The following is an 18,201-nucleotide window of genomic DNA, read 5'->3' on the forward strand; positions in this document are numbered from 1 at the left end:
ACGTAGAGGATGTGGCCGGTCACGAACTTCGCGGCGTCGGAAGCGAGGTAGATGATCGCCCCTTCGAGATCCTCGGGCTGGCCGAGCCGTCCCATCGGCGTCCGGGATTCGGCCTGGACGCGCGTCCCCGGCGTCGATTCGAACACCTTGCCCATCAGCTCGGTGCCGTCGAAGTATGACGGAGCGATGGCGTTCACCCGGATGCCCTCGCGGGCGTATTCGAGCGCGAGAACGCGAGTCAGGGCGTCGACGCCGCCTTTCGCTGCGTGGTAGGAGGCGGCGCGGAACTCGCTGCCGACCCGGCCGAGGATGGAGCTGATGTTGATGATGACGCCGCCGGTGCCCTGGGCGAGCATCTGCCGCGCGGCGAGCCGGCAGCCGTTGATGGTCGCAAGGAGGTCGAGCTCGACGACCGAGCGCATCCGTTTGAAGCTCCCGAGGTCGTGGCGCAGGCCGGACCGGTCGGTGTAGCCGGCGTTGTTGACCATGATGTCGAGCCGGCCGAAGCGCTCCACGGTGCGTGCGAAGAGCTGCTCGAACTGCTCCTCGTCGGTGATGTCCGCGGGGTAGGCTTCGGCCTCGACACCGAATTCGCGCAGCATGGATGCGGTCTGCTCGATCAGCTCCTGCCGCCGGGCGGTGACGACGACGTTCGCCCCGGCGCGCGCGAGGCCGCGCGCGAACGCGACGCCGAGCCCGCTCGAAGCGCCGGTGACGAGGGCGACTTTGCCGTCGAGGCTGAACATCCGGGCGAGCGAAGGATCCACGCGCGATCTCCGAGTGCAGGGGTTGCGCGCATCTTAGGGACGGACCGGCGGGAGCGCTATGCGATGAGGCGGGCGGGCGGACGGTCGGGGTTGCAGCGCTCGCGCGCGATGATGCCGGCGATCTCGTCGACCGCCTGTTCGAGCTGGCCGTGGCGGTTGATGACCACGTAGTCGTTGTTCGGGATGTCGGCGAGCTCCTCTTCGAGCTCGGCGAGCCGCCGCGCGAGGCTTTGGGGGTCTTCGCTGCCGCGGGCGGCGAGGCGGGCGCGGAGCACTTCCCGGTCCTCGGCCGTGAGGAAGATGAACACGGCCCCTTCGAGCTTGCGTCGCCACGTGCGCGCGCCCTGCACGTCGGTGCGGATGATGACGTCCTGCCCCGAGGCGAGGAACGGTTCGATTTCGCGGCGCTCGACGCCCTTGAGGTCGCCGTATACATCGGCCCATTCCGCAAATTCGCCGGCTTCGATCTTCCTCCGGAATTCGGTTTCGGTGAGGAAGTGGTAGTGGACGCCGTCGATTTCGCCGGGGCGGGGAGGGCGGGTGGTCGAACTCGTGGCGCGGTGGATGCCGAGCCGTTCGCGGAGGCGGTCGATGACCGAATCCTTGCCCACGCCGGAGGGGCCGTGGAGCACGATGACCAGCGGCTTCCCGCTCACCGGGCGGCGACCCCGCCCGGGGCAGCCTGCGCGAGGTGCTCCCAGAACTCGCGGTAGGACACGGCGACCGCGTCGTCGGTGACGGTCGTCTCGCCGTCCGCGAGGCTGCCGGCGATGGCGGCGAGCATGCCGATGCGGTGGTCGCCGCGCCCGCTCAGCCGGGTGCCGGTCAGCCGGACCGGTCCGCGCACTTCGAAGCCGTCGGGGAGTTCGCGGATGTCGGCGCCCATGCGGGAGAGCGTCTCCACGACGGCGCGCACCCGGTCGGATTCCTTGACGCGCAGCTCGGCGGCATCGCGGACGACGGTCGTGCCGTCGGCGAAGCACGCCGCGAGCGCGACCAGCGGCAGTTCGTCGATGGCGCGGGGCACGAGCTCGCCGGAAACGGTCGTGGCGCGGAGGCTGCTGGAGCGGACGACGATGTCCGCGACCGGTTCGCCGCCGGTCTCCCGCGCTTCGAGCAGTTCGAGGTCGGCGCCCATGGCCCGCAGGATATCGAGCAGCCCGGTGCGCGTCGGGTTGACGTTGACGCCGCGGAGGACGATTTCGGCGTCGGGATGGCAGGCGCCGAGGACGAGCCACGGCGCCGCGCTGGAGATGTCGCCCGGGACGCGGAGGGGGAGCGCCGCGAGGCGCTCGGCCGGCTGGATGCGTACGGTGGCGCCGTCCGCGGCGATAGGCGCGCCCATGGCGGCCAGCATCCGTTCGGTGTGGTCGCGGGAGCGGCCCGGCTCGCTGATGGCGGTCTCACCCTCGGCGTAGAGGCCGGCGAGCAGGATGGCGGATTTGACCTGCGCGCTCGCGACGGGGCTCGCGTAGCGGATGCCGCGGAGCCGGCCGCCTTTCACCACGACCGGCGCGAGGGTATCGCCTTTGCGTGCCATGAGGGCGGCGCCCATCTCGCGCAGCGGCTGGATGACGCGCGCCATGGGCCGGGAGCGGAGCGAGGCGTCGCCGGTGAGCACCGAGAGCAGCGGGTGGCCGGCGAGCAGACCGAGCAGGAGGCGCATCGTGGTGCCGCTGTTGCCGCAATCGAGCACGTCGTCGCTTTCGAACAGGCCGTGGAGGCCCTGCCCGGTCACGCGCGCCGTCGCGGCCCCCTCGGGCCATTCGATGGGGACGCCGAGGGCGGCGAGGCAGCGCGCCGTGGAGCGCACGTCCTCGGCATCGAGGATGCCCTCGACCACGGCCGTGCCATCGGCGATGGCGTTGAAGATGAGCGCGCGGTGGGAGATGGACTTATCCGGGGGAACGTCGATGACGGCGCGGACGGAGGCCGGGCGCGAAACCTTCACGGCCGCTCGTCCTCGATGCCCAGTTTCCGCTTCAGCTCCCGGTCGTCGCGCGGAGCGGCCGGCAGCCGGTCGGACGCCTCCTTGATCCTGTCGTAGAGGCCGCCGACGAACATCCGGCCGATGGCGTCGCGTGCCGATGGCGGTTCGGCGCCTTCGGGCCGGCGGCGCTGGGGCGGGTTCTGGATGAACGTGTCCCGGTCGAGCTGGGTCGAATAGAAGAGGTCGTAGACCGGTTCGGCGCCCGATTCGAGCGCTTTCCGGATCGTCTCGAGCTCGGCCTCGAGCCGGCCGATCCAGTGGAGCACGGCCTCCCGGTTGGTGAGCATGATGTCGCGCGCCATGGTGGGGTCGCCGCTGGCGAGCCGGGTGACATCCCGGAAGCCGGGCCCGGCGAGCAGGGCCGCATCTTCCCAGCCCTGGCTGTCGCGGACCATCCGGAACAGGGCCACCGAGGCGATGAGCGGGACGTGGCTGACGGCGGCCGCGTACTGGTCGTGTTCCGCGGGGTCGATGTAGAGCGGAATGGCGCCCAGCGTTTCGACGAGGCTGAGGACGGCCTGGACGGCGCGCTCATCGGCGCGGGGCGACGGCGTGACCGCCCACGTCGCGCCTTCGAAGAGGCTGGCCGAGGCGGCCTCCGGGCCGCTCTTTTCTTTGCCGGCCATCGGGTGGCCGCCGACGAAGTGCGCCGTTTCGGGCAGGTATTCGGCGGCCCAGCGCATCACCTCGGCCTTCGTGCTGCACACGTCGGTGACGACGGCCCCCGGCATGAGGAACCGGCCGAGGTCTTCGAGGATGCGGCGGGCCGCCATCACCGGCGTCGCGATGATGACGAGCCCGGCGCGTTCGACGGCCTCTTCGAGCGAGCCGACTTCGCGGTCGAGGGCCCCGAGTTTTTTTGCGGTGCGGGCCGCGGCGCGGTCGCGGTCGATGCCGACGAGTTCATAGTTGCGGTTCGGGCGGGCGGCGAGCCCGAGGCCGATCGATGTCCCGATGAGACCGGTGCCGATGATGGCGATGCGATTGTCTGCCATGGAACCCACCCGGGAACGCGGGCGTGAGCCCGCTGCATAGGGGAAAGGCTACCACACCGGCGGAAACGCTCCCCGGCGCATGGCGGGCGGTGTCAGGTGCCGACGATGATGCGGAGCACGTCGTCGTAGACGAGGCCGATGAGCCAGCCGAGCGGGCTGAAGCCGGTGACGAAGCCGATGGCGATGAGCGTCATCAGGATGCCGGGCCCCCACGGGGCGAGCTGTTCGAGCGCGCGGGCAACCTCGCGCGGCGCGATGCCGGTCACCACCTTGAAGCCGTCGAGCGGCGGGATCGGGATGAGGTTGAAGATGCCGAGGATGATGTTCAGGGTGATGATGAACGAGAGGAATAGCCAGACATAATCCTCGCCGGAGCCGCGGCGGATGACCGCTTCGACGGTTGGGAGCGACGTCTGCACGTGCCCGAGGCGGATGGGGATGGCGGCGAGCGCGGCGAAAAAGAAGTTCGAGAGCGGCCCGGCCGCGGCGACCATCGCGAACCCCTGCCGGGGGCCGGTCTTCAGCCGCCACGGGTTGACCGGGGTCGGTTTCGCCCAGCCGAAGCCGAAGAGCAGCAGCAGCGTCGAGCCGATGGGGTCGAGGTGCGCGAGCGGATTCAGCGTCAGCCGGCCGTTCCGCTGGGCGGTGTCGTCGCCGAGCTGGTACGCGGTCCAGGCGTGGCAGAACTCGTGGAACGCCAGCCCGGTCAGGATGGCCACGAGCCAGGCCGCGATATAGACGAAAAAGACCGCCGGGTTCTCCTGTAGCGCCGAGAGATACCAGATCATCGGGCGAACGCTAGCACAGCGGCGCCTTACGGCGGGGAACGGGCAGGGAAGGAGACCGTAAACCCGGATTGACGGGACCCGGTCCCCTTGTTACGTTCGGCCCCACGAACCTCCCCGTGGGAGGTTGCTGGCACGCCCCGTCCGGGGCGTCCCCGGCGGTACTGCGGGGGTACCGACCGCCTTGCCAGGTGGCCATGCGCCGGGATTGTCGAGGCCCGGTGCAAGACCAGGGCGGATGCTCCGCCCGCAAGCGCGAGGTTGCCGCGTGCTCGCTCCCGGGATCCGTCGAGGCGTTCTCCCGTGGCGTCCGCTCACTCCGTTCGTCCTCGCCATCCTCGGCGTCGCCGTTGCGATTGCGGCGTGGGCGGTTTCGTCGTCGTCGCCGGTTTCGACCGACGGCGTCGCTGCGCCAGCCATTCCTGCCGAACTGATTCGCTCGGTTGCGTATCTCGAGCCGGACCCGGGAGCCCGGGTCGACCGGCTGCTGGTCCGCTCTGCGGCCCCGGGCAGCGCCCCGCAGGAGCTGGCGGTGTTCCCGTATACCTTCACCGGGCTGCACGCACGCGCCTCGGCAGCGCCGACCGGCGACCGCATCGCCGTTCTTTCCGTCGACGGCCGGCGCGGGAGCGCCGCGTCGCTCTCGCTCGTGGGCCTCGACGGCATGGTCCGGCCGGTCGACGGCAACTTCGAGTACCTTTCGCCGCTGGCGTGGACGGCCGACGGTGCGCGGCTGGCGGTCCTCGCGAGCGGCGAGCCGGGCGTGCTGCGGGTCCTGGAGGTCGATACCGCCACGCTCGCGGTGGCTGAGCGCGCCAGCTTCACCGCCGCCTTCCAGGTCGCTCCGCTCGGCTACAGCCTCGATGGGGGCCGCCTGTTCGTGGTCGTCATCGACCAGTCGGGTTCGAACCTGTGGGCAGTCCGCGACACCGGGGTCGAGCGGGTGGCAGAACTTTCGCCCGGCCGCACGCGCGACTGGGCGCTCAGCCCGGACGGCTCGCGGGTCGCGTTCATCGACATCCTGAGCGCGTCCTCGCGGACGTACGTCGGAAAGACGCTGGTCATCGCGACGGGCGCCGTGACGACGCTTCAGTCCGGCCGGAACCAGGTCGGGGCGACGTGGCAGCCCGGCAACCCGCTGCCGGTGTTCGGTGGGCCGGGGGGCTCGCTGAAGCTGGAGGATCCGAGCCCCGATGCTGCATGGGTCGTCCCCCACGGATACGCGCCCCTCGGTGACTACCTCGTGGTGTCGACGGTATCGGCTGCTGCGGGGTCCGAGGCGCGGCCGGCAGCGACACTCTGGATTGCGACCCCCGACGCGCGGGAGCTGCTGACCGACGTGCCGGCAGCATCCTTCGCGGGCTGGGTAAGGGAGGCTGAATGACGGCGATTCACCACGGAAAGCGCTGGAAATCCCGCCAGGCCCAGCCGGCGACCGGCCGCCTCGGCCGCCTCATCCTGTTCGTGACCGGCCTCGTCGGCGTGCTGGCGCTCGGCCCCATCGCCTGGGGCATCGTGACGGGTGCCGGGGCCGGGAGCGGCGCCGCCAGCGCGTTCGCATCGGCGCCGCCGGGCACCTACGCCGTCGTCGGCCGGACCGAGGGCTCCGTCGACATCATCGGCGTCGTCCGGGCCGACCAGCCGGACAACGTCATCGAAGTCGCCCGGGTGCCGCATATCGACGGGTTCACGACCACCGGTTCGGTCGATGACCGGGGCCGGTACGTCGCGCTCGCCGCGGTCGACGGCGGGACGCCGCTGGCGCCGGCCGCGTCGCTGGTGCTGGTCGACCTCGAACGGGGAACGGCGGAGCGGCTGCTCGCCGGCATCGAACCATCGCAGACGCCGCTCTGGAAGGCTGATTCGTCCGGCGTCATCGTGACCCGCGCGCGGCAGGATGGTGACCGGCAGGTCATCGACGTGCTCGAAGTCGCGCTCGACGGCGCGGTTCGCCTGCGGTGGACGCAGGATGCGCTGGGCGTTTACCCGGTCGGCTGGCGCGAAGGCCGCGTGCTTTCCGTGGCGATCGATGCGCGCGGTTCGACGCTCCAGGCCGAAGGGCAGGACGTCGCCCGCCTTTCGAGCGGCTTCACGCGCGACTGGGCGCTTTCGCCCGACGGCAGGGCGCTGGCATTCATCGAGGTGACCCCGGGGACCGAAGCGGGGTACACCCCGCGCGTCGTGCGGCTCGATGGCGAGGCGACGGGCAGCACGCAGGCGCTGACGGCCAGCGGCGCCGCAACACTCGGCGCTGCGTGGGGTCCGAACGGCGTGCCCGCCTTCGGCGCGGTGCCGCGGGCTGCCGGCGCCGCTGCGCCATCTGGCGATGCGAGCGCCCAGGCGCTCCGCGCCGCCGGGTTCGATGTGCCGCTCGCCTACAGCCCGGACGGCGAGGCGCTCGCGGTGGTGCACTGGGACGGAACGGGGTTCGAGGCGCCCGGCACGCCGACACTGCAGCTCGTCCGGGGCAGCGAGCGCGCTGAGATTCCCGGTTACCGGGGGTTCTACGGATGGGTGCGGCGCTGAGGTCGCTCGCGGTCGGAGGGCTCCTCGGGGCCCTCGTCCTGGCGGTCACGCTGGACCGCCGGCCGGCGCATGCGGACCACTATCCGTGCCACGTCCCGAACTACGGCTTCGGATTCGACACCTACGAGTACGAGGACTACGTCGGCGTCTACAACGAGATGATCGACCTGGTCTCGGCCGGGGTCGCGGTGCCGCCGCCGTATCAGCTTCCTTCCGGCGAGTGGATCGACCTCAGCTACCCGGGGCTGGAAACCGGCCCCCGCGGAGCGCGCCAGCCGCGCGACCGGTCGGCCACCGTCCCGCCCAGCCTCTACAAGGCGATGGTCTGGATCGAATCCGGCTGGGCGCACGCCGCCGGGTCGGTGCCGTACGGGGGTGTCGGGCCGGTCATCACCGCGATCGACTGCGGCTACGGGCTCGGCCAGATCACGACCGGCATGGGGCATCTCGCGTCGCCCCCGGCGCTCGACATCCGCGTGCCGTCGGCGCGGCAAGCGATCATCGGGACGCACCCGCTGTTCAACCTCGCTGAGGGCATCCGGATCTTCGCCGACAAGTGGAATTCGGCGCCCGAGCTCCGGCCGGTCGCAGGCACTGGCGACCCCGCGGCGCTCGAGGACTGGTACTACGCGGTCTGGAGCTACAACGGGTTCGCGTTCGTCAACCACCCGCAGGACCCGAGGAAGAACCCGCTGCGGGGCGAAACCTGGCACTGCAACGACCCGAACGCCCCGGGCTTCGGCTCGTTCGGCTGGGGCGACTACACCTACCAGGAGAAGGTGTACGGCTGCCTGCGCTATCCGCCGGTGCCGAAAGGCCAGAGCTACCCGCCGCCGCTCTCCGGCGGCTCGCCGAACCAGCCGCCGGCTTCCTCCGGCCTCGCTGTGGGCGATACGGCGGTCGTCCGGGTCGACGGGCAGTGCCTCAACGTCCGGCCGACGCCGGGCGGCAACCCGCCGATCACCTGCCTGCCGGAGGGCACGCTCGTCACGATCATCGGCGGCCCGCAAGAGGTGAACGGCGTGACCTGGTGGCAGGTGTCCGCCGGGCAGGTGAGCGGCTGGTCGGCCGGGCAGTACCTCGTCAAGGTCCAGCAGCCCGCGCCTGACGCGCCGGTGAACCCGGCGGGCAGGATGTGGCCGCCCCAGGTGGTCACGATGCCCTCGCTTGCCGTGCCGGCCGTTGCCGCTGCCTTCGCCCCGGCAGCCTACGACGCCTGCGCGAGGACGGCTGCAGAGTGCGCGGCGATGGACTTCCCCACGACGGTGCCCGAGCTCGGCATCACGACCCACCGCGATACGGCGGCGCCGGTATCGGCGTCGAGGGCGGCCGCTTACCTGGGCGCGCCGCAGCTCCAGGTCATCGGCGAGCGGGCGGTGACGCTGCAGGTCACGGCCAGCAGTTCGACGGCGGCGTCGATCACGGTGCGGAACACCGGCAGCGGCATCGGGCCGTTCCGGGTGCGCACGTCGGCGGCGTGGCTCATCGTGCGGCACCCGAGCGACCCGCCGGGCCGGGTCGTCGACGGCGGCGTGGCGATCGGCAAGGACCTGCCCGTGGTCGTGTCAACGAGCCCGAGAGCGACGCAGGCCGGTGCCGACTCGGTGCTCGAAATCCGCATCGACCCGAGCACGCTGCCGCCGAATGCGACCTCCGGGACGGTGCTCATCGAACCGCTGCTCGGGAATCTCCAGCCCGTCACCATCACCGTTACGGTGCAGCGCTCGGGCTCGGCCAGCGGGCCGCCGCAGTTCCCGTTCAAGCGTATCCTTCCGAACGTGACGGCGGAGGGCAGCCCCTGACGGGACGGACGACAGCCAGGCGGCGCCCGGTGCCGGCGGGTCAGTGGGCGTGGGCCGCCTCGAGCTCCTTCTTGTGGTCGGCGATGACGCGCTGGGCGATGTTGGCGGGCACTTCGCCGTAGTGGTCGAACGCCAGCTCGAAGACGCCGCGGCCCTGGGTGAGCGAGCGGAGGTCGGAGGCGTAGCGCTGCACCTCCGCGAGCGGCACTTCGGCCTCGATCAGGCTCACGCCGCCGTCGGGGTTGATGCCGTGGATGCGGGCCCGCTTGGTGTTCAGGTCGCCCACGATGTCGCCGGCGAACGCTTCGGGGACGCGGACGCGGATGAGCATGATCGGCTCGAGGAGGATCGGCCCGGCGGCCTGGACCGCCTCTTTGAGCGCCTGCGACGCGGCGAGCTTGAACGACATTTCGTTCGAGTCGACGGGGTGGTGCTTGCCGTCGACGAGCGTGACCTGGCAGTCGGTCAGCTCGTAGCCGGCGATGATGCCGCCGGCTGCCGTCTCCATGACGCCTTTCTCGACCGCAGGGATGAACTCCTTGGGCACGGCGCCGCCGACGACCCGCTCCGCGAACTGGATGCCGGAGCCGCGCGGCAGGGGTTCGATTTCGAGCACGACACGGCCGTACTGGCCGTGGCCGCCGGTTTGCTTCTTGTGGGTGTACTCGGCGGAGGCCTTCTTCGTGACCGTCTCCCGGTAAGGTACGCGCGGCAGCGCGAGTTCGACTTCGACGTTGAATTTGCGCTTGAGGCGTTCGACGGTCACCTCGAGATGCGCGTCGCCGAGGCCGGAGAGGATGATTTCGCCGGTGCCCGGGTCGCGGTCGAGGCGGAGCCCCGGGTCTTCTTCGACGAGCCGCTGGAGGCTCGGGCCGAGTTTGTCGACCGCGCCCTTGCCGACCGGGCGGACCGCCATGCTGAAGACCGGCGCGGGGAACTCCATCGGCGGGAGCGTGACCGGGCGCTCGCGGCTGCCGAGGGTGTCGCCGGTGGCGGTGTGGGCGAGCTTGGCGACGACCCCGATGTCGCCAGCGGCGAGTTCGGGCACCGCGATCTGCTCCTTGCCGCGCTGGACGTAGAGCGTGCCGAGCCGCTCGTCGGCCTGGCGGTTCGCGTTCCAGAGGTGCGAATCGGAGGCGATTTTGCCGGAGATGACCCGGAGGTAGCTGAGGCGGCCGACGAAGGGGTCGGCGGCCGTCTTGAAGACGAGGGCGACGGGCGGCGCGGCCGGGTCAGCGGTCAGTTCGACCTCTCCCGCGCGGAAGGGGTCGCGGTCCGCGGGAGAGGGGCCGCTGAAGGCGATGTTGTGGAGCAGCTGGCGCACGCCGATGAGCTTCGTCGCCGACGCGCACGCGACGGGGAAGATGAGGTTGTGGTCGAGCCCGCCGTGGAGGACGCGCCGCAGCTCGTCCTCGCTCAGCTCCTCGTCGGCGAAGTATTTGTTCATCAGCTCCTCGTCGGTTTCGACGATGCCTTCGATGAGCTGGGCGCGCAGCCGCTCCGCCTCCTCGCGCAGGTCGGCCGGGATGTCGACTTCTTCGGCCTGCTCGCCGATGTAGGCCTTCATGTGGAGCAGATCGACGACGCCGCTGAACGATTCGTGCGCTCCGATGGGCAGCTGAAGCGGCATGACCCGGTGGCCCCACCGCTCCTGCAGGGCTGCGAGGACCGCGGCGAAGTTCGCATTCTCGCGGTCCATCCGGTTGACGACGATCATCCGCGGCAGACCGAGGCGCTCGGCGATCTGCCACGCGCGGTCGGTCCCGACCTCAGGACCGGAAACGGCATCGACGACGACCACCGCCATATCGGCGGCGTGGGCGCCGCAGATGACTTCGGAGACGAAGTCGGCGTAGCCCGGCGTATCGATGAGGTTGATCTTCCGGTCTTCCCATTCGATGGGCGCGAGGGCGAGGTTGAGGCTGAACTTGCGGCGGTGCTCGTCTTCGTCGTAGTCGGTGACGGTGTTCTGGTCCTGGATGGAGCCCAGGCGCGTGATGGCGCCGCTCTCGTACAGGGCCGCCTCGGCGAGGCTGGTTTTCCCGACGCTGCCGTGGCCCACCAGGACCACATTACGGATAGCTTCGGTGGGATACACCTTCATCGACATCGACCTCCTTCGACCTGCGAAGTGGCCCGTAGTCTACGCAGGCGCGATCTGCGTCTCAATCGGCGGGCACGCGTCTTCACCTGTCGCCTCGGCGATGGACGATGCCCGCAGGTCGCCAGAGTGACGCGCCCCGGATAGACTCGGAGACGCGTCCCGTACGGATGTTCGAACCATGACCGCCTACATTGCGCTCGACCTCGAAACGACCGGCCTGGACCCGGCACGCGACCGGATCATCGAGGTGGGCGCGATCCGCTTCACGGAGGCCGGCGAGGAGGCGGAGTTCTCGAGCCTCGTGAACCCGGGACGGCGCCTTTCGCCGTTCATCGAGCGGCTCACCGGCATCACCAACCGGGATGTCGCGGCAGCGCCGCCGCTCGAGCGCATCGCCGAGGAGCTTCGGCGGTTCGTCCGGGGCCACACCATCGTCGGGCACAACATCGAATTCGACCTCGAGTTCCTGCGCGCGGCCGGTGTCGCGGAGGCGGGTGATGCCGTCGATACGGCGGCGCTGGCGCGGCTGCTGCTGCCGGACTTGAAGAACCACGGGCTGGCGGATGTCGCCGGGGCACTCGGCCTCGAGCCGGATAGCCGGCACCGCGCGCTCTCCGATGCGCGGCTCGCAGCGCGGGTGTTCACCAGGCTGCTCCGTCTCGCGCGCGAACTCGAGCCGGACCGGCGGGCGACGCTCGCGGCGCTCGTCGCCGGCGACGCGCCGGCGCTGGCCCGGGTGCTCGCCGAGGACGGCCGGCCGCCCGAGCCGCGGCCCGCCGTCCTCCCGGTGCCGCTGCCGTTCGAGGCGCCCCCGCCGCTGACGCCGCGGAACCCGCCGGTCCGGGTCGCGCGCGGCGACGTGGAGGCCGTGTTCCGCGCCCTCGCCGCCGGGCTGCCGGGGTTCGAGCAGCGCGATGAGCAGATGGCTATGGCGGAGGCCGTGCGCCGGGCGTTCGACCACGGCGGCCACCTGATGGTGGAGGCCGGGACGGGGGTCGGGAAGTCGCTCGCCTACCTGGTGCCGGCCGCGCTCGATGCCGTGCGCAACGGGCGGCGGGCGGTCGTCAGCACGAACACGATCGCGCTGCAGGAGCAGCTGCTGCAGAAGGACATCCCCGTGCTGCGCGAGGCGCTCGTCCGCGCCGGGGTGATCCGGCGGGAGGAAGACCTCCGCGTTTCGCTGCTGAAGGGGCGCGGCAACTATCTCTGCTATGCGCGCTGGCTGGCGAGCTACGTCTCCGGTGCCCGCGACCCGGATGTGGCCCGGCTGAGCGCGAACATCCTGCTCTGGATCGAGCAAACCCGCACCGGCGACCGGGCCGAGCTCCGGCTGGGGCCGGAGGACTGGATGACCTGGGCGCGGCTCTCGGCGGCCGATGCGGACTGCCTGTCGCGCCAGCACCGGCACGTCCGCGAGGGGAACTGCTTCCTCTGGCGCGCGCGGAAAACGGCGGAATCCGCGCACCTGCTCATCGTCAACCACGCGCTGCTGCTGGCCGACATCGCTTCGGGCGGCAGCGCCATCCCGTCGTTCGACCATCTCATCGTCGACGAGGCGCACAACCTGGAGGACGTCGCGACTCAACAGTTCGGCGGGGCGCTGACGGCGCGGGCGCTCGGCGAAGCGCTCGACGGCATCCACCGGCCGGGGACGCGCGACCACCGGGAAGGGGGCGCGGTCCTGCTGCTGCGCTCCTTCGAAGGCGAGCCGTACGCCGGCGCGGCCCGGGCCCTGCTCGGACTGGCCGGCGCGGCGCGCGAGGCGGCGCGGCCGTTCTTCGAGGCCGTCGGGTCGCTGCCGGGCCGCGATGGTGAGGGCGAGCGCCTGCTGCTGAGTTCTGTCGCCCGGCGGGAGCCGGCGTGGGAGCGGGTCGAAGCGCTCTGGGAGGCGCTGGCCGCGCAGCTCGAGCGGGTCGAGCGCGCCGGGGAAGAGGCCGGACGGCTGCTCGGAAACGCCCCGGTGGAGGCTGCCTCGGAGCTGGCCGGCGAGTTCCTCGCGCCTTTCCGGCGGCTGGCCGACCTCCGCCGGCTGGGCGGGCAGATCGTGAACCCCGCTGGCGCTGAGATGATCACGTGGGCGGAGCGCACCCGGGAGGGCGTCGGCTCGCTCCACATGGCGCCGATCGATGTCGGCCCCATCCTCTGGGAGCAGGTGTTCGAGCCGCGCCGGGCGGTGGTCGCGACGAGTGCCACGCTCAGCGCCAACCACGACATGAGCTTCGCCGCCCAGCGGCTCGGGCTGCAGGACCCGGAGACGCTCGAGCTCGGTTCGCCGTTCGATTACGAGCGGGCGGCGCTGCTCGCGGCGGTGGATGACCTCCCGGAGCCGAACCACCCGGACTTCCCGGCCCGGCTGGCGGCGGCCATCGGCCAGCTGGCGCGGGCGTCGCGCGGCCGGGCGATGGCGCTCTTCACCTCCAACGCGCTGCTCCGGCAGGTCTCCGAGCTGGTCCGGCCCGTGGTTGAGCCCGCCGGCATCGTCGTGCTCGCGCAGGGCATCGACGGGACGCCGCGCTGGATCACCGAGCAGCTCCGGGAGAACCACGAGACCCTCGTGCTCGGCAGCGCCAGCTTCTGGGAGGGGGTGGACATCCGGGGTGAGGCGCTGTCGCTCGTGATGATCACGCGACTGCCGTTCGATGTGCCGACCGACCCCGTGGCGCGGGCGCGCGCCGAGCAGTACGACGACCCGTTCAACCAGTACCAGGTGCCGGCGGCGATCCTCCGCTTCCGGCAGGGCTTCGGCCGGCTCATCCGCGACCGGCGCGACCGGGGCGTCGTCGCCGTATTCGACCGGCGCCTGTGGGAGAAGCGGTACGGGCGTCAGTTCATCGACTCGCTCCCGCCGTGCACCCGCTTCAAGGGCTCGACGCGCGAGGTCGCGGCGGCCATCGAGGCGTGGCTGGACCGGTGAGCGGCATCGCGGGGCCGCTGGCGTCACGGGGCGAACGGGTACACCTCGTCCCCGATGGCGCCGAACGACTGGCGGTCGTGCGGGCCGGCTCAGGAGCACCCGTCGGCCGCGTCGAGGTGCGTGAGGGGCTGGTCCCCGGCGAGCTCCTGATCTGGGAGCTGTGCATCGAACGGGAGCACCGCGGTTACGGCGCCGGCTCGGAGGCTGCGCGCCTGCTGGCGGGGGCCGCGAAGGCGGCCGGGTGGGCGGGCCTGCGGGCGCGCGCCCACCCCGAGTACGGACTTTCGGTGTACTTCTGGATTCGGATGGGCTTCCGGCCCCTCCACGGGGAGGGGCCGGAAGGCGGCATCTGGTTCGTGCGGGAGTTCCGGGGCTAGGCGTTCGCCCAGGCCGCCATCTTCGCCCGGAGGTTCCGGTCGAGCTCGTCGAGGAACTCCTCCGTCGTCAGCCAGGGGGTGTCGGGCGAGATGAGGATGGCGAGGTCCTTCGTCATCTTCCCGCTTTCGACCGTTTCGACGCAGACCTGTTCCAGTGTCTCCGCGAAGCGGGCGACCTCCGGGGTGCCGTCGAGCTTCGCGCGGAACGCGAGCCCGCGGGTCCAGGCGAAGATCGACGCGATGGGATTCGTGGAGGTCTTTTCGCCCCGCTGATGCGCCCGGTAGTGGCGGGTGACGGTCCCGTGCGCGGCCTCGGCTTCGCAGGTCTTCCCGTCAGGTGTCAGCAGGACCGAGGTCATCAGGCCGAGCGAGCCGAAGCCCTGCGCCACGGCGTCGGACTGGACGTCGCCGTCGTAGTTCTTGCAGGCCCAGACGTAGCCGCCTTCCCACTTGAGCGACGACGCGACCATGTCGTCGATGAGCCGGTGTTCGTAGGTCAGGCCGCGGGCGCGGAACTCCTCGGCGAACTCGGCATCGAACACCTCCTGGAAGATGTCCTTGAAGCGGCCGTCGTAGGCTTTCAGGATGGTGTTCTTCGTGGAGAGGTAGACCGGGTAGTTCCGCTCGAGGCCGTAGCGGAACGAGGCGCGGGCGAAATCCCGGATCGAGTCGTCGAAGTTGTACATGCCCATGGCGATGCCGGGGCCGTCGAACCTGGCGACTTCGAGTTCGATCGGCTCGCCGCCGCCTTCGGGCACCCAGCTGATGGTGACCTTGCCGGGGCCGGGCACGCGGAAGTCAGCCGCCCGGTACTGGTCGCCGTGGGCGTGGCGGCCGATGACGATCGGCTTCGTCCAGCCGGGGACGAGACGCGGGATGTTGCGGCAGATGATGGGTTCGCGGAAGACGACGCCGCCGAGGATGTTGCGAATGGTGCCGTTCGGCGACTTCCACATCTGCTTGAGGTTGAACTCTTTGACCCGCGCCTCATCGGGGGTGATGGTGGCGCACTTCACGCCGACGCCGTGCTTCTTGATGGCGTAGGCGGCATCGACGGTCACCTGGTCGTTGGTGGCGTCGCGGTGTTCGATGCCCAGGTCGTAGTACTCGAGCTGGATATCGAGGTACGGGAGGATGAGCTTCTCTTTGATGAAGTGCCAGATGATCCGGGTCATCTCATCGCCGTCGAGTTCGACGACCGGGTTCTTGACCGTGATTTTCTGCATGGCTTGGACCTCCTCGGTCAGGCGCCCGGCTGGGCGGCGATTTGGCGGAGCACGTAGGGCAGGATGCCGTCGTGCCGGTAGTAATCGAGTTCGACCGGGGTGTCGATCCGGCACAGCGTCTTGAAGGTGACCGTCGAACCGTCGTCGCGGCGGGCGGTGACTTCGAGGATGGCGCGAGGCGCGAGGCCGTCGGCGATGCCGCGGATGGTGAACACCTCGGTGCCGGCCAGGCCGAGCGATTCGCGGTTCTCGCCGGGGAGGAACTGGAGCGGCAGCACGCCCATGCCGACGAGGTTGCTGCGGTGGATGCGCTCGTACGATTCGGCGATGACGGCGCGGACGCCGAGGAGCTTGACGCCCTTTGCCGCCCAGTCGCGCGAGGAGCCGGTGCCGTACTCCTTCCCGGCGATGACGAGCAGGGGCACGCCCTCCTGCCGGTACTTCACCGAGGCGTCGAAGATGGTCATCTCCTCGCCGTCGGGCAGGTGGCGGGTCACGCCGCCTTCGGTGCCGGGAGCGAGCAGGTTGCGGAGGCGGATGTTCGCGAACGTGCCGCGGACCATCACCTCGTCATGCCCGCGGCGGGCGCCGTACTGGTTGAAGTCTTCGCGGGCAACGCCCATCTCGCGGAGCCATGCGCCGGCCGGGCTGTTGGGGCTGATGTTGCCGGCGGGCGAGATGTGGTCGGTGGTGACGGAATCGCCCACCATGACGAGCACCCGCGCGCCTTCGATGTCGGTGAGCGGCGGCGGCGTCATAGAGAGGTTGTCGAAGTAGGGCGCCTTCTTGATGTAGGTCGAGCGCGGGTCCCATGCGAACAGGTCGCCGGAGGGCGTCGGGAGGTTCCGCCAGCGCTCGTCTCCTTTGAAGACGTCCGCGTACTTCCGCCGGAACATCTCGGAACGGACCGACGTGCGGATGGCGGCTTCGACCTCGGCCTGCGAGGGCCAGATGTCGGCGAGGTAGACGGGCTTCCCGTCGCTCCCCGTGGCGATCGGTTCGGTGGCGAAATCGATGTCCATCCGGCCGGCGAGGGCGTAGGCGACGACGAGCGGCGGCGAGGCGAGGTAGTTGGCGCGCGTGTCGGGGTTGACGCGCCCTTCGAAGTTCCGGTTGCCGGAGAGTACGGCCACGGCGACGAGGTCGTTTTGCCGGATGGCGTCGCTGATGTGGGGGTCGAGCGGGCCGGAGTTGCCGATGCAGGTCGTGCAGCCGTAGCCGACGAGGTTGAAGCCGAGCCGGTCGAGGAAGGGCGTCAGACCGGCCTCCGCGAGGTATTCGGTGACGACCTGCGAGCCGGGCGCGAGGCTCGTCTTCACCCACGGCGGGGTCGTAAGGCCGCGCTCGACCGCCTTCTTCGCGAGGAGCCCGGCGCCGAGCATCACCTCCGGGTTGGAAGTGTTGGTGCAGCTCGTGATCGCCGCGATGACGACGGAGCCGTGGCGGAGTTCGAAGGTGGCGCCGTCGTGCACCGTCGCGGTCGCGGTGAGCTTCTCGGGCGGCACCATCGCGGCGAGGTTCCGCTCCCAGTCGGCCTTCGCCTCGCGCAGCGGCACGCGGTCCTGCGGCCGGCGGGGGCCGGCGATGGAGGGTTCGACGTCGCCGAGGTCGAGTTCGAGGGTGTCGGAGAAGACGGGGTCCGGCGTATCGTCGGTGCGGAAGAGGCCTTGCGCCTTGCAGTAGGCCTCGACGAGCTGGACGAGGTGCTCATCGCGGCCGGTGAAGCGGAGATACGCGAGCGTCTCCTCGTCGACCGGGAAGAAGCCCATGGTCGCGCCGTATTCGGGCGCCATGTTCGCGATGGTGGCGCGGGCGGCGAGGGGAAGGCCGGTGAGACCGGTGCCGTAGAACTCGACGAACTTCCCGACGACGCCGCGCTCGCGGAGCATCTGGGTGACGCGCAGGACGAGGTCGGTGCCGGTCGCACCTTCCCGGAGCTTGCCGGTCAGCCGGAAGCCGACGACTTCGGGGATGAGCATGGCGACCGGCTGGCCGAGCATCGCGGCCTCGGCTTCGATGCCGCCGACGCCCCAGCCGAGGACGCCGAGGCCGTTCACCATCGTGGTGTGGGAGTCGGTGCCGACGAGCGTGTCCGGGTAGGCCTGCAGCTCGCCGTCGACCTCGTTCGTGAAGACGACCGAGGCCAGGTACTCGAGGTTGACCTGGTGGACGATGCCTGTGCCGGGCGGCACGACGCGGAAGTTCCGGAAGGCCTGCTGGCCCCAGCGGAGGAACTGGTAGCGCTCGCGGTTCCGTTCGAACTCGATTTCGACGTTCTTCTCGAACGCGTCCGGGGTCGCGTAGCGGTCGACCTGCACCGAGTGGTCGATGACGAGGTCGACGCGCTGGAGGGGATTGATCCGCCCGGGGTCGCCGCCGAGCGCCACGATGGCGTCGCGCATCGAAGCCAGGTCGACGACGACAGGGACACCGGTGAAGTCCTGCAGGAGCACGCGGGCCGGGGTGAAGGCGATCTCGCGGTCGTTGCCGGAATTGGGCACCCAGCCTGCGAGGGCGGCGATGTCATCGGCCGTCACGGCGCGGCCGTCTTCGAGGCGGAGCAGGTTTTCGAGCAGGATCTTGAGCGAAAACGGGAGCCGGTCGACGCCGGTGAAGCCGCGTTCGCGAAGGGCATCGAGCGCGAAGTACGTGTAGGTGGCGCCCCCGGCGGAAAGGACGCGCCGAGCGCCGAACGAATTGGGGTGAGCCATCGAA

Annotated in this window: 13 protein-coding genes; 5 read left to right on the forward strand and 8 right to left on the reverse strand. The window is 70.7% G+C overall.

The window, feature by feature from the left end:
* The 5 genes from N2041_RS02370 to N2041_RS02390 form a co-directional block, all read right to left on the reverse strand.
* On the reverse strand, positions 1 to 746 hold a 746-nt coding region (locus tag N2041_RS02370; protein ID WP_297675441.1), incomplete at its 3' end, for an SDR family NAD(P)-dependent oxidoreductase.
* A gap of 77 nt (positions 747 to 823) precedes the next feature.
* Entirely contained in the window at positions 824 to 1,423 is a 600-nt protein-coding gene (gene gmk, locus N2041_RS02375) for a guanylate kinase (RefSeq protein WP_297675443.1), read from the reverse strand.
* The gene (aroA, locus tag N2041_RS02380) at positions 1,420 to 2,718 is read right to left on the reverse strand and encodes a 3-phosphoshikimate 1-carboxyvinyltransferase (RefSeq protein WP_297675445.1); all 1,299 of its coding nucleotides are present in this window, start codon (positions 2,716 to 2,718) and stop codon (positions 1,420 to 1,422) included. The genes gmk and aroA overlap by 4 nt, the downstream gene beginning before the upstream one ends.
* Positions 2,715 to 3,752, reverse strand: a complete 1,038-nt coding sequence (locus N2041_RS02385) for a prephenate dehydrogenase/arogenate dehydrogenase family protein (RefSeq protein ID WP_297675447.1) — start codon at positions 3,750 to 3,752, stop codon at positions 2,715 to 2,717. The genes aroA and N2041_RS02385 overlap by 4 nt, the downstream gene beginning before the upstream one ends.
* 92 nt (positions 3,753 to 3,844) lie before the next feature.
* On the reverse strand, positions 3,845 to 4,540 hold the full coding sequence (locus N2041_RS02390; RefSeq protein ID WP_297675450.1) for a site-2 protease family protein: 696 nt from the start codon (positions 4,538 to 4,540) through the stop codon (positions 3,845 to 3,847).
* 265 nt (positions 4,541 to 4,805) lie between these two features.
* Between N2041_RS02390 and N2041_RS02395 the strand changes: the two genes are divergently transcribed.
* From N2041_RS02395 to N2041_RS02405, 3 genes are read left to right on the forward strand one after another with little or no spacing between them, the layout of a single operon-like run.
* Positions 4,806 to 5,921 (forward strand): hypothetical protein, encoded by a 1,116-nt coding sequence (locus tag N2041_RS02395; protein ID WP_297675451.1) that lies wholly within the window; start codon positions 4,806 to 4,808, stop codon positions 5,919 to 5,921.
* Entirely contained in the window at positions 5,918 to 7,063 is a 1,146-nt protein-coding gene (locus N2041_RS02400) for a hypothetical protein (RefSeq protein ID WP_297675452.1), read from the forward strand. The genes N2041_RS02395 and N2041_RS02400 overlap by 4 nt, the downstream gene beginning before the upstream one ends.
* Positions 7,048 to 8,865, forward strand: a complete 1,818-nt coding sequence (locus N2041_RS02405) for a hypothetical protein (RefSeq protein WP_297675454.1) — start codon at positions 7,048 to 7,050, stop codon at positions 8,863 to 8,865. The genes N2041_RS02400 and N2041_RS02405 overlap by 16 nt, the downstream gene beginning before the upstream one ends.
* A 40-nt stretch (positions 8,866 to 8,905) precedes the next feature.
* On the opposite strand, the gene fusA is transcribed toward N2041_RS02405, so the two are convergent.
* The gene (gene fusA / locus N2041_RS02410) at positions 8,906 to 10,975 is read right to left on the reverse strand and encodes an elongation factor G (RefSeq protein WP_297675455.1); all 2,070 of its coding nucleotides are present in this window, start codon (positions 10,973 to 10,975) and stop codon (positions 8,906 to 8,908) included.
* 172 nt (positions 10,976 to 11,147) lie between these two features.
* Between fusA and N2041_RS02415 the strand changes: the two genes are divergently transcribed.
* Both N2041_RS02415 and N2041_RS02420 read left to right on the forward strand, forming a co-directional pair.
* Positions 11,148 to 13,883, forward strand: a complete 2,736-nt coding sequence (locus N2041_RS02415) for a helicase C-terminal domain-containing protein (RefSeq protein ID WP_297675457.1) — start codon at positions 11,148 to 11,150, stop codon at positions 13,881 to 13,883.
* Positions 13,868 to 14,260, forward strand: a complete 393-nt coding sequence (locus tag N2041_RS02420; protein ID WP_297675459.1) for a hypothetical protein — start codon at positions 13,868 to 13,870, stop codon at positions 14,258 to 14,260. The genes N2041_RS02415 and N2041_RS02420 overlap by 16 nt, the downstream gene beginning before the upstream one ends.
* Here N2041_RS02420 and N2041_RS02425 read toward each other — a convergent pair.
* Both N2041_RS02425 and acnA read right to left on the reverse strand, forming a co-directional pair.
* A complete protein-coding gene (locus tag N2041_RS02425; protein ID WP_297675461.1) occupies positions 14,257 to 15,486 on the reverse strand; it encodes an NADP-dependent isocitrate dehydrogenase in 1,230 nt (409 codons plus the stop codon). The two genes, N2041_RS02420 and N2041_RS02425, sit on opposite strands and share 4 nt — an antisense overlap.
* 17 nt (positions 15,487 to 15,503) lie before the next feature.
* Positions 15,504 to 18,197: an aconitate hydratase AcnA gene (gene acnA, locus N2041_RS02430; RefSeq protein WP_297675463.1), complete on the reverse strand. Its 2,694-nt coding sequence runs from the start codon at positions 18,195 to 18,197 to the stop codon at positions 15,504 to 15,506.
* Between the last annotated feature and the right edge of the window lie 4 nt (positions 18,198 to 18,201).

This window comes from Tepidiforma sp., assembly GCF_026419595.1.
Lineage (GTDB): Bacteria > Chloroflexota > Dehalococcoidia > Tepidiformales > Tepidiformaceae > Tepidiforma.